Source organism: Phaeobacter sp. JH20_26 (assembly GCF_048056275.1).
GTDB classification, from domain to species: Bacteria; Pseudomonadota; Alphaproteobacteria; order Rhodobacterales; family Rhodobacteraceae; genus Phaeobacter; species Phaeobacter bryozoorum.
Map to the genome: position 1 here is coordinate 803,158 of NZ_JAYMWL010000013.1, position 13,714 is coordinate 816,871.

13 protein-coding genes are annotated in these 13,714 nt (G+C 64.0%); 6 read left to right on the forward strand and 7 right to left on the reverse strand.

Annotated elements, in window-relative coordinates:
* Window positions 1-62: 62 nt before the first annotated feature.
* From eno to VWY60_RS09675, 3 genes are all read right to left on the reverse strand, one after another.
* Window positions 63-1,337, reverse strand: coding sequence for a phosphopyruvate hydratase (eno, locus tag VWY60_RS09665; RefSeq protein WP_416540357.1), 1,275 nt, complete (start codon window positions 1,335-1,337; stop codon window positions 63-65).
* Window positions 1,338-1,510: 173 nt separating this feature from the next.
* On the reverse strand, window positions 1,511-2,407 hold the full coding sequence (locus VWY60_RS09670) for a DMT family transporter (RefSeq protein WP_416540358.1): 897 nt from the start codon (window positions 2,405-2,407) through the stop codon (window positions 1,511-1,513).
* 308 nt (window positions 2,408-2,715) lie between these two features.
* Window positions 2,716-3,129 (reverse strand): Fur family transcriptional regulator, encoded by a 414-nt coding sequence (locus VWY60_RS09675; protein WP_416537335.1) that lies wholly within the window; start codon window positions 3,127-3,129, stop codon window positions 2,716-2,718.
* A 372-nt stretch (window positions 3,130-3,501) separates the two neighbouring features.
* Here VWY60_RS09675 and VWY60_RS09680 point away from each other — a divergent pair, with 372 nt between their 5' ends.
* Window positions 3,502-4,830 carry a DEAD/DEAH box helicase gene (locus VWY60_RS09680; RefSeq protein WP_340545205.1) on the forward strand — a complete coding sequence of 443 codons (1,329 nt, stop codon included), beginning with the start codon at window positions 3,502-3,504 and terminating at the stop codon, window positions 4,828-4,830.
* 109 nt (window positions 4,831-4,939) lie between these two features.
* Here the strand turns inward: VWY60_RS09680 and VWY60_RS09685 are convergent, their stop codons facing one another.
* Window positions 4,940-5,659, reverse strand: a complete 720-nt coding sequence (locus tag VWY60_RS09685; RefSeq protein ID WP_416540359.1) for an endonuclease/exonuclease/phosphatase family protein — start codon at window positions 5,657-5,659, stop codon at window positions 4,940-4,942.
* Window positions 5,660-5,847: 188 nt separating this feature from the next.
* Between VWY60_RS09685 and VWY60_RS09690 the strand changes: the two genes are divergently transcribed.
* On the forward strand, window positions 5,848-6,741 hold the full coding sequence (locus VWY60_RS09690; RefSeq protein ID WP_416540360.1) for a DMT family transporter: 894 nt from the start codon (window positions 5,848-5,850) through the stop codon (window positions 6,739-6,741).
* A gap of 2 nt (window positions 6,742-6,743) precedes the next feature.
* On the opposite strand, the gene VWY60_RS09695 is transcribed toward VWY60_RS09690, so the two are convergent.
* A complete protein-coding gene (locus VWY60_RS09695) occupies window positions 6,744-8,183 on the reverse strand; it encodes a protein adenylyltransferase SelO (RefSeq protein ID WP_416540361.1) in 1,440 nt (479 codons plus the stop codon).
* Between the two features lie 62 nt (window positions 8,184-8,245).
* On the opposite strand from VWY60_RS09695, the gene VWY60_RS09700 reads away from it, so the two are divergent.
* Window positions 8,246-8,677 (forward strand): cupin domain-containing protein, encoded by a 432-nt coding sequence (locus VWY60_RS09700; protein ID WP_340545201.1) that lies wholly within the window; start codon window positions 8,246-8,248, stop codon window positions 8,675-8,677.
* A 59-nt stretch (window positions 8,678-8,736) separates the two neighbouring features.
* Here the strand turns inward: VWY60_RS09700 and VWY60_RS09705 are convergent, their stop codons facing one another.
* Window positions 8,737-9,897, reverse strand: a complete 1,161-nt coding sequence (locus VWY60_RS09705) for an anhydro-N-acetylmuramic acid kinase (protein ID WP_416540362.1) — start codon at window positions 9,895-9,897, stop codon at window positions 8,737-8,739.
* Window positions 9,898-10,050: 153 nt separating this feature from the next.
* Between VWY60_RS09705 and tyrS the strand changes: the two genes are divergently transcribed.
* Window positions 10,051-11,307: a tyrosine--tRNA ligase gene (gene tyrS, locus VWY60_RS09710; protein WP_340545199.1), complete on the forward strand. Its 1,257-nt coding sequence runs from the start codon at window positions 10,051-10,053 to the stop codon at window positions 11,305-11,307.
* A gap of 310 nt (window positions 11,308-11,617) precedes the next feature.
* Here the strand turns inward: tyrS and VWY60_RS09715 are convergent, their stop codons facing one another.
* Window positions 11,618-11,755 carry a hypothetical protein gene (locus tag VWY60_RS09715; RefSeq protein ID WP_340545198.1) on the reverse strand — a complete coding sequence of 46 codons (138 nt, stop codon included), beginning with the start codon at window positions 11,753-11,755 and terminating at the stop codon, window positions 11,618-11,620.
* 45 nt (window positions 11,756-11,800) lie between these two features.
* Here VWY60_RS09715 and VWY60_RS09720 point away from each other — a divergent pair, with 45 nt between their 5' ends.
* Together VWY60_RS09720 and VWY60_RS09725 are read left to right on the forward strand one after the other, a co-directional pair.
* On the forward strand, window positions 11,801-12,745 hold the full coding sequence (locus VWY60_RS09720; protein ID WP_340545197.1) for a GNAT family N-acetyltransferase: 945 nt from the start codon (window positions 11,801-11,803) through the stop codon (window positions 12,743-12,745).
* A 72-nt stretch (window positions 12,746-12,817) separates the two neighbouring features.
* On the forward strand, window positions 12,818-13,573 hold the full coding sequence (locus VWY60_RS09725) for an SDR family NAD(P)-dependent oxidoreductase (RefSeq protein WP_340545196.1): 756 nt from the start codon (window positions 12,818-12,820) through the stop codon (window positions 13,571-13,573).
* Window positions 13,574-13,714 lie beyond the last annotated feature (141 nt).

Here is a 13,714-nt window from a genome sequence, read left to right on the forward strand (position 1 = left end):
AACCACACAACAACGGAACACAGGAACAAAAAGGCCGGAGCAACATGCCCCGGCCTCTGGTCTTACTTCAGGATCGAACGACCCGCGTATTCGGCGACTTCACCCAGCATTTCCTCGATACGGATCAGCTGGTTGTATTTCGCGAGCCGGTCAGAGCGCGCCAGCGAACCGGTCTTGATCTGGCCGCAGTTGGTGGCCACCGCCAGATCGGCAATGGTGGCGTCCTCGGTCTCGCCGGAGCGGTGCGACATCACGTTGGTGTAGCGGGCGCGATGCGCCATATCGACGGCTTTCAGGGTCTCGGTCAGGGTGCCGATCTGGTTCACCTTGACCAGCATCGAGTTGGCGCAGCCCCGCTCGATGCCCTCGGCCAGACGCGCCGGGTTGGTCACGAACAGATCGTCGCCGACCAGCTGCACCTTGTCGCCCAGCTCTTCGGTCAGGGCCTTCCAGCCGTCCCAGTCATCCTCGCCCATGCCATCTTCGATGGAGATGATCGGATAATCCTTCACCAGTGCCGCCAGATAGGCCACATTCTCTTCCGACGACAGGGTCTTGCCTTCGCCGGAGAGCACATATTTGCCATCCTTGTAGTATTCGGTCGCCGCGCAATCGAGCGCCAGATAGATTTCCTCGCCGGGCTTGTAGCCGGCCTTTTCAATCGACTTCAGCACGAAATCCAGCGCTTCGCGGGTGGAGGCGATATTGGGGGCAAAACCGCCCTCGTCACCGATCCCGGTCGACAGACCCGCCGCCGACAGCTCTTTCTTCAGGGTGTGGAACACTTCAGAGCCCATGCGCACGGCGTCGCGGATGTTGTCCGCAGCCACCGGCATGATCATGAATTCCTGAATGTCGATCGGGTTGTCGGCATGTTCGCCGCCGTTGATGATGTTCATCATCGGAACCGGCAGAACCCGCGCCGAGGTGCCACCGATATAACGATACAGCGGCTGGGTGGTGAAGTCCGCCGCAGCCTTGGCCACCGCCATGGAGACACCCAGAATGGCATTGGCGCCCAGACGGCCCTTGTTCTCGGTGCCATCCAGCTCGATCATCGCCATGTCCACGGCGACCTGCTCGCAGGCGTCAAAGCCGACCAGCTCTTCGGCGATCTCGCCATTGACGGCGGCAACCGCTTCCAGCACGCCTTTGCCAAGGTAACGGGACTTGTCGCCGTCGCGCTTTTCCACCGCCTCATAGGCCCCGGTTGACGCACCCGACGGCACCGCCGCGCGGCCCATTGTGCCGTCTTCCAGCATGACGTCGACTTCAACGGTCGGATTGCCCCGGCTGTCGAGAATTTCACGGGCGTGGATATCGATAATGGTGCTCATTATTCAGGTCCCTGATCTTGGCAAGTGATTGCGGCAATTGGTGCCTGCGTCATAGCATTCACAGGTCAAAAGTAAACCATGAGCGTTATCGCTAACGTCACTTATTTTACGGGGTTAGGGCTAACAGTTCGCTGTTTGCGCAATCAATCGCCACCGGCGCCAGCCCGATGTGCTCAGACAGGGACCGCCGCCTGCGCCCGCGCCGCCCGCCGCGCCAGACGCCGCTCCCGCAGAAAGGTATAAAGCCCGGAGCCGATGATCAGCGCCGATCCCGCCAGCGTCATCATATCCGGCGCCTCGGCAAAGATCACCACGCCGATCAGGGTCGAAAACACCAGCCGGGAGTAGCGAAACGGCGTGATCACGGCGGCATCGCCGATCCGGGTGGCGGTGACAATCCCGTAGTACCCCAGCACGCCAAAGATGACGCCTCCCAGCAACATGCCCCATTGGCTGCCTTCCAGGGCAACCGGCTCTCCGGGCAGGATCAGCAGCATCACCAGCCCCGCCGGGATCACCGAGCCAAAGGCCTGCGAGCTGACCACGGCAGAGGGCACCGCGCTATCCATCACCCGCGTCATCAGGTCGCGCGCCGCAACCGCCACAACCGAGATCAGCACCAGCAGCACCCCCGGCTCAAATCCGGCCAGACCGGGCCGCACGATCATCAGCACCCCGGCAAAACCGACAAGGATCGCGGTCCAGCGCCGCCAGCCGACATCCTCGCCCAGAAACAGCGCCGCCCCGACAGTGACCGCAAGCGGCATCGCCTGAAACACCGCTGCCACGGTCGAGATATCCACCACCGCCAGCGCCGAGGCAAAACTGACCGCTGCCAGCGCCTCGGTCGAGGCACGCAGCACCGGTTGCCAGCGCCAGTTACGTGGCGCCAGCACCCGGTGGCCCTGCAGCTTGGCCCAGATCACAAAGATCGTGCCACTGCCCAGCCCCAGCATCATCAGGATCTGCCCCACCGGCACCGAGGTGGCGAGCTGCTTGATGAACATATCCTCCAGCGAAAACCCCGCCATGGCGAGGATCACCAGCAATATTCCCGAGACATTGTTCATCTTGATCGTTCCATTCCAATGGGTCCGATGGCTCTGCCGAGGGGGCCGTGCCCGCCGTCGCTGCATCGACTGATCCGCACAACAAATAGCCGGAAGCGACCGCCCACTTGTCCATTTGCGACGCGACTCGATATTTGCGGCGCAGCTTCATGACTTCATGTGACCGCTCCTATCACGCGCCGTGATACTCGGCCACCGCCGGGCTGCGGCACGCCCCGGAATTTTCCGGAATATTCGGACCCGTTATCCTGTCTAAGAAAACACGCCCCGCAGGCCGATCGGCATGTGGTCAGCGGGCGCGCGCTGGCTCAGCTCTTCTTGCGCGGCACGCCGTATAGTTCCAACTTGTGGCCGCGCAGCTCATAGCCCAGCTTTTCGGCGATCTTCTCCTGCAAGGCCTCGATCTCCGGGTCGCAGAATTCGATGACCGCCCCGGTGGTCATGTCGATCAGATGATCGTGATGGTCGCGGTCGGCATCCTCGTAGCGGGCACGCCCGTCGCCGAACTCCAGCCGCTCCAGAATGCCCGCTTCGTCAAACAGCTTCACCGTGCGATAGACGGTGGCCAGCGAAATCGCCCCGTCCAGCGCGCTGGCACGGGCATAGAGTTCCTCGACATCGGGGTGATCGTCGCTCTCTTGCAATACGCGCGCAATCACCCGTCGCTGGCCTGTCATCCGCAGACCTATGGCTTCGCAGCGTGCGATAATCGTCTCGCTCATGGTCATCCCTTATTCAGCATGGCGTCCCTGTTTATACAAAGACGCCCGCGCCGCAAACCGGGTTTTAACAGTCTGTGGCGCAGAATATACAACAATTGCCCATTGACTTTATCCGCTGGCGGGGCCATCTGCCCTGTCAGGCATCCCTCCCTGCCGCGTGAGCAGAGGACGTCGGGCCGCGCCAGATCAATGCGCAGGCCAAACACCGACCCTAAGGATATGCCACCGTTCCCAATATCACGCGTGGGGCACTCGCAGCGACCAGCGGTCTGGCATGATGCCAGCCCCGCCCGAGGTCCCTGCCCCAACGACAGACCGCCCCCGTGGCGGCACCGGCCGAGCCCTGTTGGCGCGGCTGTGAAAGGACGAGACGTGACAGAATTTTCAACCATGGGGCTGCCCGAGCAGCTTCTGAAGCGCATTGCAGAACTTGGCTATACCGATCCGACCCCGATTCAGGCCCGCGCCATCCCGCATGCGTTGAACGGCAAGGACGTGCTGGGTCTGGCGCAGACCGGCACCGGCAAAACCGCCGCCTTCGGCGTGCCGCTGATTGCCCAGATGATGCAATACGGCCGCAAACCCGCCGCCAAGACCGTGCGCGGTCTGGTGCTGGCGCCGACCCGCGAGCTGGCCAACCAGATCGCCGCCAACCTCAAGGGCCTGACCGAAGGCACTCCGATGAAAACCGGCCTGGTTGTCGGCGGCGTTTCCATCAACCCGCAGATCAGCCGCCTGTCGCGCGGCACCGATATCCTGATCGCCACCCCGGGCCGTCTGCTGGACATCCTTGACCGTGGCGCGCTGGATCTTGGCTCCTGCGACTTCCTCGTGCTGGATGAGGCCGACCAGATGCTGGACCTCGGCTTTATCCACGCGCTGCGCAAGATCGCCGCTCTTCTGCCGGCACAGCGCCAGACCATGCTGTTCTCGGCCACCATGCCCAAGCAGATGAACGAGATCGCCAATTCCTACCTGCAAAGCCCGGTGCGGATCGAGGTGAACCCTCCCGGCAAGGCTGCCGACAAGATCACCCAATCGGTGCATTTCATCGCCAAGGCAGAGAAGCTCTCGCTGCTGAAAGAGCTGCTGACCAAACACAAGGACGAGCGGACACTTGTCTTTGGCCGCACCAAACACGGCATGGAAAAGCTGATGAAAACGCTGTCGGCCGCCGGTTTCTCGGCCGCAGCAATTCACGGCAACAAAAGTCAGGGCCAGCGTGAACGCGCGCTTGCCTCCTTCAAATCCGGCGAGGTCAAGATCCTCGTGGCCACCGATGTGGCGGCCCGTGGTCTCGATATCCCGGATGTGAAATACGTCTATAACTACGAGCTGCCCAATGTGGCGGATGCCTATGTGCACCGGATTGGCCGGACCGCACGCGCAGGCAAGGACGGTCAGGCCGTGGCCTTCTGTGCCCCGGATGAAATGGATGAGCTGAAGGCGATCCAGAAGACCATGAACCTCAATATCCCGGTGGCCTCAGGCCGTCCGTGGGAGGTTCTGCCCGATGCCAAGGCCCCGGCGGGCCGTCGTGGCGGCGGCAAACCCGGTGGCAGCGGCAAACCCGGCGGTCATCGCCGGCGTCGCAGCGGTGGTGCCGGTGGCGGCCAGAGCGGTGCGCGCAGCGGTGGATCCGGTGCCGCCGCAGGCGCGGCTCAGGGCAAACCCGGCGGTCAGCGCCGTCGCGCCCAGTAAACCCTCACCATGCCCCTATGGGGGCACGGCTGAAAACCAGACAAAGCCGGGGATGCCTTTTGCGTCCCCGGCTTTTTCGTCCCCGGTTTTTTACTTTTTCGTCACCGACTTACCGCGCCGCCACCAGATCCGCCCAGACCGGCAGGTGATCCGAGGCGATATGCGCCGGACGGGCGCGATAGACGCCGCTGTCCACCACCTCCAGCCCCCGGCTGACCGCAATCCGGTCCAGCGCGCCAATCGGGCGCAGCGACGGAAAACTGGGCCGTGGCGGCACAAACCGCAGTTTCGGAGCCAGATGATCCAGCACCGGCTGGCGGGACCATTCGTTGAAATCTCCGGCCCAGACCGTCGGCAGATCCGGGCGCTTGGCGATGATCCCCGCAAGATGATGGACCTGCTCATGGCGCGCCTTGGTGGTCAGCCCCAGATGCGCGCCCACCACCCTGAGCGGTCCCAGCGCCGTCTCGAACAGCGCCCAGACCGCCCCGCGCGGCTCCAGCCCCGGCAGCGCGATATGGCCGTGATCCTGAAGCGCAATCCCGTCGCCCCGCCAGATCACCGCATTGCCATGCCAGCCCAGCGACCCTGCCCCGCCCAGATCGACAATCTGCCATCCTGCCTCATCCAGAATGAAATGCGGCAGCGCGGCGGGTCGTGGCGGCAGCCGCTTGTCGGCCTCCTGCAACAGCACCAGATCCGCCCCGGTGCCCTCGATCACCTGCAAGGTGCGACGCGGACGCCGACGCAGATCCAGCCCCATCGACTTCTGAATATTGTAACTTGCCAGCCGCAGCCGTCCCGGCCGGGTGCCCTGTTCCTGCGTCATTCCTCTGCCTTCTTTGCCACCGCGCCTTGTCACCGATCCGGTGCGTGATACGGCCACAGCATGGCCGAAATCCGCACCGCAGGCCAGAGCGCGCCCTGTCACACCCATCGCGGCCTAAGCATCTGTTTTCCCGGCTTGACTCTCGGACCAAGCCCACCTCCTCTGGCGGCATGAGTGAGAAACGCGCAATGGACGGCATCGGGGCCGCAATGCTGATCGGCTTCAGCGGGCTGATGGGCTTTAATCAGGTGGTGATCAAGGTCTCCAACGGCGGGTTCGGCCCGGTGTTTCAGGCGGGCCTGCGCTCTCTCATCGGGCTGGCGGTCCTGCTGACATGGCTCGCCTTTCGCGGCCAGCTGAAGCGCGCCAGCACTCCTGCCCCTGCCCAGACGTCGGCGCATTGGAGCCGCTCTGTCCATTTCTGGGGGCTGGTGTCCGGGCTGTTGTTCACGGCCGAATTTGTCTGCCTCTATATCGCACTTGATCTCTCCTCGGTGTCGCGGGTCACGATCATCTTCAACTCGATGCCGGTCTGGCTGGCCCTGGCCGGCCATCTGCTCCTGCCCGGCGAGCGGCTCAACAGCCTGCGCATGTTGGGACTGATCCTGGCCATGGGCGGCGTGGTGCTGGCCGTGTTGCACCGGGGCAGCGGCGATGCCTCGCTGCTGGGCGATATTCTCGCGCTTGCGGCGACGCTGGCCTGGGCCGGGATCGCCCTCTGCGCGCGGCTGTCGCCACTGGCCCATGTGCCGCCGATCCGCCAGCTCACCTATCAGCTGGCCACATCGGCGCTGGTGCTGCTGGCGATCTCGCCGCTGTTTGGACCGCTGCTGCGCGACCCCACGGCGCTGCATATCTCCGGCGTGCTGTTTCAGGCCATCGCCATCGCCAGCCTCGGCTATCTGCTGTGGCTCTGGCTGATCAGCCTCTACCGCGCCAATGCCGTTGCCTCCTTCAGCTTCCTGTCGCCCGTGATCGCGGCCATTCTCGGCTGGCTGCTGCTGGACGAGGTGATCCTGCCGCAGGTCTGGGCCGCACTGGTGCTGGTCGCGGTCGGCATCCTGCTGATCAATCGCAAATAGGTTCAGGTGCCGCAGAAGGTCGCCTTCACCACCTCGCTCGCAGCCGGCGGGCGACGCAGATCCTCGGCCCCTGCCTGCACGGTATAGGGATCCGCCAGCACGGTATTGAGCCGCTCGAACGGGGCAAAATCGCCCGCAACGGCGGCACTGATCATCGCCTCGATCCGGTGGTTGCGCGGGATATAGACCGGGTTCGCTGCCGCCATCACCGCCGCCGGATCGGCCTCCTGCGCCAGACGCGGGCGCCAGTCCATTGCCCAGCCGTCAAACGCCTCCGGCTCCAGAAACTCATCGCGCACCTTGCCGGTGTCCGGCGCAACAGCATCGCCCAAGGCCCGGAAGGTATTGGTGAAATCCGCCTGCCCCGCCGCCATGCGCTGCATCAGGTCGGTGATCAGCGCCATATCGTCAGGCGTTGCCTCGGCAATGCCGATCTTGGCGCCAAAGCGCCGCAGCCAGGCGGCCTCGGTCCGGGCGGGCATCGCATGAACGATCTCGGTCGCCTCCTCAACCAGCGCCTGCGGATCCTCCGCCTGCTGGATCAGCGCGGTGGCCAGCTGCGCCAGATTCCAGACCGCAATATCAGGCTGGTTGGAATAGGCATAACGCCCCATCCGGTCGATCGAACTGAACACAGTGCTGGGGTGATAGACATCCAAAAAGGCGCAGGGACCATAGTCAATCGTCTCGCCGGAAATGGACGAGTTATCGGTATTCATCACCCCGTGGATAAAGCCTACCGACATCCAGGCCGCGATCAGCTCCGACTGCCGATCCCGCACCGCCCGCAGCAGCCCCATCGGCCCCTTCGCCTCAGGATAATGGCGCTGGATCGCGTAATCCGTGAGCTGCCGCAGCGCCGCCTGCTCGCCCCGCGCAGCAAAAATCTGAAAGCTCCCGACCCGCAGATGGCTCGCGGCCACCCGTGTCAGCACCGCGCCGGGCAAACCGCCCTGTTCGCGCCAGACCAGCTCACCGGTCGCAACCGCCGCCAGCGCGCGCGTCGTCGGAATACCAAGCGCGTGCATCGCCTCGCTCACCACATATTCGCGCAGGACCGGCCCCAGCCAGGCCCGCCCGTCACCGCCCCGCGAATAGGGCGTGCGCCCGGATCCCTTCAGCTGGATATCGCGGCGCTCGCCATCAACACCAACAGCCTCGCCCAGCAGGATCGCGCGCCCATCGCCGAGTTGCGGATTGTAATTACCGAACTGATGCCCGGCATAGAGCTGCGCCAGCGGATCGGCGCCATCGGGCACACGGTTGCCCGCAAAAATATCGGCCAGCTCGGCCCTGTCACCCGCCCGGATGCCCAGCTCCGCGCCAAGTGCACCATTGTAGGCGATCAGCTCTGGCGCCTTCACCGGCACGGGAGCCTGTTTGCTATAGAACAGCGGCGGCAACGCGGCATATGTATTGTCAAAAGGGATGTGCAATGTCATGGCCCAAACATATGCGGCAAATGCCAAATTGCCAGAGCCAACAGACAAAACGGAGCACTGACATGACCGCCGATGAGATCATCGCCCGGCTGAACCTCCAGCCCCACCCCGAAGGCGGCTATTACCGCCAGACATGGATCGCCGAAACCACAGCCAGCCACGATGACCGCGCAACCGGCACCTGCATCTATTTCCTGCTGAAGGCGGGTGAGAGCAGCCACTGGCACCGTGTCGATGCCACCGAGATCTGGCTTTATCACGCTGGCGCGCCGCTGGTGCTGTCGCTGTCAGCCAGCGATGACGGCCCCGCCCACGATCACCTGCTGACCCCGGACCTGACCACCGGAGAACCGCAGCTGATCGTCCCCGAAGGCCACTGGCAGGCCGCCCGCACCACCGGCGACTATACGCTGGTCAGCTGCACCGTCTCACCGGGGTTCCGGTTCGAGGGCTTCACCCTCGCCGACCCCGGCTTCGATATCCCGCGCGCCTGACCCCAGATTTCGTCGATGGGATTTGCCAGGAAACCTCCAAGTTTCCCGGCCGCCAGACCTCAGTCCTCGCGCCCCGGCACACTCACCACACCGCCGCCAACGCAGGCGCTGACACCGGTTGTGCCGGGACAGGAGGTCGGCAGCCCGCGCGCAACCCGTACCGCCAGATGCGCAAAGGCCTGCGCCTCCAGCATGTCGCCATCCAGCCCCACCGTCTCGATCGGCTGAACCGGGCAGTCCAGCGACACCCGCAGCATCTCCATCAGCACCGGGTTGTGGCGCCCGCCGCCAGTGACCAACACCACCTCCGGCGGCTCCGGGCAATGCTCCATCCCCTGTGCAACAGCAGCGGCGCACATGCCGGTCAGCGTCGCCGTCGCATCGCGGTCGCTCAATTCGGAGACCAGCGTGATCATCTCGGAAAAATCATTGCGATCCAGCGATTTCGGCGGCATCCGGGCAAAATAGGGCTCCGCCAGAAACAGCTCCAGCGCCCCGGTCTCCACCGCGCCGCCACGGGCAATCGCGCCGCCTTCGTCCATCATCTGCCCACAGCGCGCCTGCACCAGATCATTGATCGGCGCATTGGCAGGGCCGGTGTCAAACGCCAAAAGAGCGCCGGGATCCTCAGCCGCGTCACAGCGCGGATCGACATAGGTCAGATTGCCCACGCCACCGAGGTTCAGGAAACACAGGGGTTTGTCCCGCTTCAGGTATTTGGCGCAGGCAAAATGAAAGAACGGCGCCAGCGGCGCGCCCTCCCCGCCCAGCCGCACATCGTCGCTGCGAAAATCCCAGACCACCGGGGTGTCAAGCTCAGCCGCCAGCGCCGCACCATCGCCCACCTGCAGGGTGCCCTGCACGCGCGGCGCATGGGCCAGCGTCTGACCGTGAAACCCGATGACATCAACCGGTCCCGTCGCTGCATCCTCAGCCAGAACCTGCGCCAGCAGCGCCGCATGGGCGCGGGTCACGATCTCAGCGGCGGCGTCCACCTGTGGCCCCTGCCACTGTCCCAGTGCGGCCGCCAGCTGCGCCCGTTCCACCGGCTCATAGGCGCGATAGGCACTGGCGCCAAAGCCGTGGATCACCACGCCATCGGTCTCGACAATGGCCGCATCCACCCCGTCCAGCGAGGTGCCGCTCATGGTGCCAAGGGCGCGCAGAACGCCGGTCTTGGGGATCGCCACAGAACGGGCCGAGGAGGGGGATCTGGTCATGCTGATGGTGCCTGCTGTGATATTGGGCGCGCCGCGCCGGTTTGCGCCAAGGATACAGCAGCGAATTTCTTGCGCAAAGCCGTTCACACTGCTTTCCCCCCGGCAATTTGCGTTTTATACAGCAGCGCGCAATTTAGAAAGCCGAGGCACATCATGACCTACCACCCAAAATCGGACTTCATCGCAGTTATGATGGAACGTGGCTATCTGGCCGACTGCACCGATTACCAGGGCCTGGACGAGGCGCTGATGACCCCCGGCCAATCCGCCTATATCGGCTTTGACGCCACCGCGACCTCGCTGCATGTGGGCTCGCTGATCCAGATCATGATGCTGCGCTGGTTCCAGAAAACCGGCCATAAACCGATCACCCTGATGGGCGGCGGCACCACCAAGGTGGGCGATCCCTCTTTCCGCGCTGATGAACGCCCGCTGCTGACGGATGAGCAGATCGATTCCAATATCGCCGGCATCAAGAAGGTGTTTGCCGCCTATATCGACTATGACAGCGGCGCGGGTAACGCCGCCATGATGCTGAACAACGCCGAATGGCTGGATGATCTGAACTACCTCACTTTCCTGCGCGATATCGGCCGCCATTTCTCGGTGAACCGGATGCTGTCGTTTGAGAGCGTGAAATCGCGTCTCGACCGCGAACAGTCGCTGTCCTTCCTCGAATTCAACTACATGATTTTGCAGGCCTATGACTTTTTGGAGCTGAACCGCCGCTACGGCTGCGTGTTGCAGATGGGTGGCTCCGATCAATGGGGCAATATCGTCAACGGCATCGACCTCACCCGCCGGGTGCTGGACCATGAAATCTACGGTCTCACATCGCCGCTCTTGACCACCTCCGACGGCAAGAAGATGGGCAAATCGCAGAATGGCGCGATCTGGCTCAATGGCGATCTGCTCTCGCCTTATGAGTTCTGGCAGTTCTGGCGCAACACCACCGACGCCGATGTGGGCCGCTTCCTCAAGCTCTATACCGAGCTGCCGGTGGACGAATGCAACCGCCTGGGTGCACTGGAAGGGTCGGAGATCAACGCCGCCAAGGTGATCCTCGCCAATGAGGTGACCACCCTGCTGCACGGTGCCGAGGCCGCCGCCGCCGCCGAGGCCACCGCCCGCGAAGTGTTCGAGAAAGGCGGCATTGGCGACGACCTGCCCACGCTCAGCCTGACTGCCGCAGATCTGGGCGATGGCATCTCCATCGTGCAGCTGATCGTGAAATCCGGGCTGGCCAAATCGGGCAAGGACGCCAAGCGCCTGATCGCCGAGAACGGGGCCAAGATCGACGACGCGCCGCTGACCGATGCAGGGCTGATGATCGACGCCGCCGCTCTGGCCTCGCCGATCAAACTCTCCGCCGGTAAAAAACGCCACGCGCTGGTGCAGCTGGAGGGGTAATCGCCCCGCGGTGCAGCCGACGGGCCGGACCAACCGACAGCAATCAAAAAAAGGGGGCCGCTGTGGCCCCTTTTTCGATCCCGAAGATCAGACCAGCCGCAGCGCCATTGCCAGCCCAGGGCCGAGGCGTTGCGGGAACCTCCGCAAAAGGCTCCCGCCCGTCATCCCCCATCCCGGATGGGGTGTTCCCGTTGGGCGGGGCGCCGCGCGAAGGCGCGGCGCGGCAGCGCATCACGACAGGGCATCACCGCCGTGCACCGGAGCTGCTGCCACAACCCGGCCCTCGGATCCCGGGCTAAAACAAAAGGCTTCACAGCACCCAGAGATCCAGCAGCATCAGCACCAGCCCAACCGGCAGCGACAGCGCCAGAGCCACCAGAAGAGCCGCAGCTTTGGTGACCCGCGGAGCCGGTGCGGAATGATTTCGAATTTTATTCGCATTTTTCATATCTTCATTAACCATCATTTAGGTTTCGCTGCGGTTAATGGCGCCATGTTCGATTTCACACCAGCAGATGTCATGCCCCGCCCCATTCTCCGCGACGAAACCATCTCTGCCCTACCGCAATCGGCGGAATTTGCCCGCGCGCTTCAGGCGACGGGCAAGGACCCTCTGGTGCTGAACCAGATGAAAGGCACCGTCGTCATGCGCCGCAAGCTCTGGGGCCGCATCAACGTGGCCATGGTCAACCGCGCCCGCATCGACAAGCCGTTGCGACTGCTGGAACAATTGCAGGAAAACGGCCTGCGCCGCACGCCCGTCATCCTGTCGCCAGAAACGCCGACCCCCGCCCTCGCCCGCCACGGCGCGGTGGCGCTGGTCAGCCCGGCGCATGTCGGTTTGCTCGACCTCACCGGTGACCCGGATCAGCGCCGCGCGGCGCTGCACCAGAAATGGCGCAACCGGTTGGTCCATGGCGAACAGCAGGGGCTGCGCATCACCCGCCAATCCCTGCCCCAGACCCCGGCGCATTGGATCTTTGCTGCCGATGCCGCGCAGCAATCCAGCCGCGGCTATCGCAACTGGCCGGTGGATCTGACCCTGGCCTATGCCCGCGAGAACAAGGGGATGGCCAAGATTTTCGAAGCCCATGACGGCAAGGAGATCGTCGCCGCCGTGCTGGTGCTCTGCCATGGGCGTGGCGCCACCTATCACATCGGCCATACCACCGATCGCGGCAAGGCGCTGTCCGCCCATAACCTGCTGATGTGGGAGGCGATGTCCTGGCTTGCCAAACGCGGCTATGAACAGCTCGACCTTGGCGTGATCAACACCGAAAACGCCGCCGGTCTGGCCCGCTTCAAACTGGGCACCGGCGCACGGCTGCACCAGCTGGGTGGCACCTGGGCCTATTGGCCGCCGCTGGGTCGCCTGCTGCGTCCGCTCGCCGCGCTCGACAAACGGCTGATGAACCCCGGGCTCTCTGGACACTGCTAGGGGGACGTGATTATCTGAACACACGTTCAGATATGAACCCGATAGCATAGACCCCCGGGAGGAGCCCTGCTCATGAAACTGTCGCAAACCGCCGCCGTCATCACCGGCGGCGCCTCTGGCCTTGGTGAGGCCACCGCCCGTCATTTTGCCGCCCAAGGCGCCCAGGTCACGCTCCTGGATCGTGACGCCGAACGCGGCGCTGCCGTAGCCTCCGAAATCGGCGGGCATTTTGCCCAGACCGATGTCACCAGCGAAGAGTCGGTTGCCGCCGCCATGGCGCTTGCCAGCGAGAAGATGGGCAAGATCAACGTCTGTGTGAACTGCGCAGGCATCGCCCTTGGCATCAAGACCGTGGGCCGCGATGGCGCGCACCCTCTGGATGCCTATCAGCGCACCATCGACATCAACCTTGTCGGCACCTTCAACGTCGCCCGGCTCGCTGCGGTGGAAATCGCCAAATGCGAGGCTGAGGCAGACGGCGGCCGGGGTGTCATTATCAACACCGCGTCAATCGCGGCCTTTGACGGCCAAAAAGGCCAGGCTGCCTATGCCGCCTCCAAAGGCGGCGTTGTGGGCATGTGCCTGCCGATGGCCCGTGATCTCGCGTCCTCTGGCGTGCGGGTGATGACCATCGCGCCGGGCATCTTCATGACCCCGATGCTGGCGGGCCTGCCGGAAGAGGTGCAGCAGCAGCTCGCCGCCGATGTGCCCAACCCGGCCCGGCTTGGCGACCCTGCCGAATATGGCCGTCTGGCCGGGTTCATCGTCGAGATGGGCTATCTCAACGGCGAGGTGATCCGCCTCGACGGCGCGCTGCGGATGCGCTGAGGCGCTCTCGGTTGCCCGCATCGAAACCAAGACCTCAAGGGGCAGACCACCCCTTGAGACACCCCCTCTCCCCTCTCCGCGCAATACGGAATTGATCAGCGACAGCCTCCCGGTTCTCCGCTAGCCTGTCGCACAACCTTG

What these genes read in the sequence shown, in the direction of transcription:
- VWY60_RS09705 (WP_416540362.1), bottom strand. Translation starts at nt 9,897, where the DNA reads ATGACCAGATCCCCCTCCTCGGCCCGTTCTGTGGCGATCCCCAAGACC.
- VWY60_RS09695 (WP_416540361.1), bottom strand. Translation starts at nt 8,183, where the DNA reads ATGACATTGCACATCCCTTTTGACAATACATATGCCGCGTTGCCGCCG.
- VWY60_RS09720 (WP_340545197.1), top strand. Translation starts at nt 11,801, where the DNA reads ATGTTCGATTTCACACCAGCAGATGTCATGCCCCGCCCCATTCTCCGC.
- VWY60_RS09670 (WP_416540358.1), bottom strand. Translation starts at nt 2,407, where the DNA reads ATGAACAATGTCTCGGGAATATTGCTGGTGATCCTCGCCATGGCGGGG.
- VWY60_RS09690 (WP_416540360.1), top strand. Translation starts at nt 5,848, where the DNA reads ATGGACGGCATCGGGGCCGCAATGCTGATCGGCTTCAGCGGGCTGATG.
- VWY60_RS09725 (WP_340545196.1), top strand. Translation starts at nt 12,818, where the DNA reads ATGAAACTGTCGCAAACCGCCGCCGTCATCACCGGCGGCGCCTCTGGC.
- eno (WP_416540357.1), bottom strand. Translation starts at nt 1,337, where the DNA reads ATGAGCACCATTATCGATATCCACGCCCGTGAAATTCTCGACAGCCGG.
- tyrS (WP_340545199.1), top strand. Translation starts at nt 10,051, where the DNA reads ATGACCTACCACCCAAAATCGGACTTCATCGCAGTTATGATGGAACGT.
- VWY60_RS09700 (WP_340545201.1), top strand. Translation starts at nt 8,246, where the DNA reads ATGACCGCCGATGAGATCATCGCCCGGCTGAACCTCCAGCCCCACCCC.
- VWY60_RS09675 (WP_416537335.1), bottom strand. Translation starts at nt 3,129, where the DNA reads ATGAGCGAGACGATTATCGCACGCTGCGAAGCCATAGGTCTGCGGATG.
- VWY60_RS09715 (WP_340545198.1), bottom strand. Translation starts at nt 11,755, where the DNA reads ATGAAAAATGCGAATAAAATTCGAAATCATTCCGCACCGGCTCCGCGG.
- VWY60_RS09685 (WP_416540359.1), bottom strand. Translation starts at nt 5,659, where the DNA reads ATGACGCAGGAACAGGGCACCCGGCCGGGACGGCTGCGGCTGGCAAGT.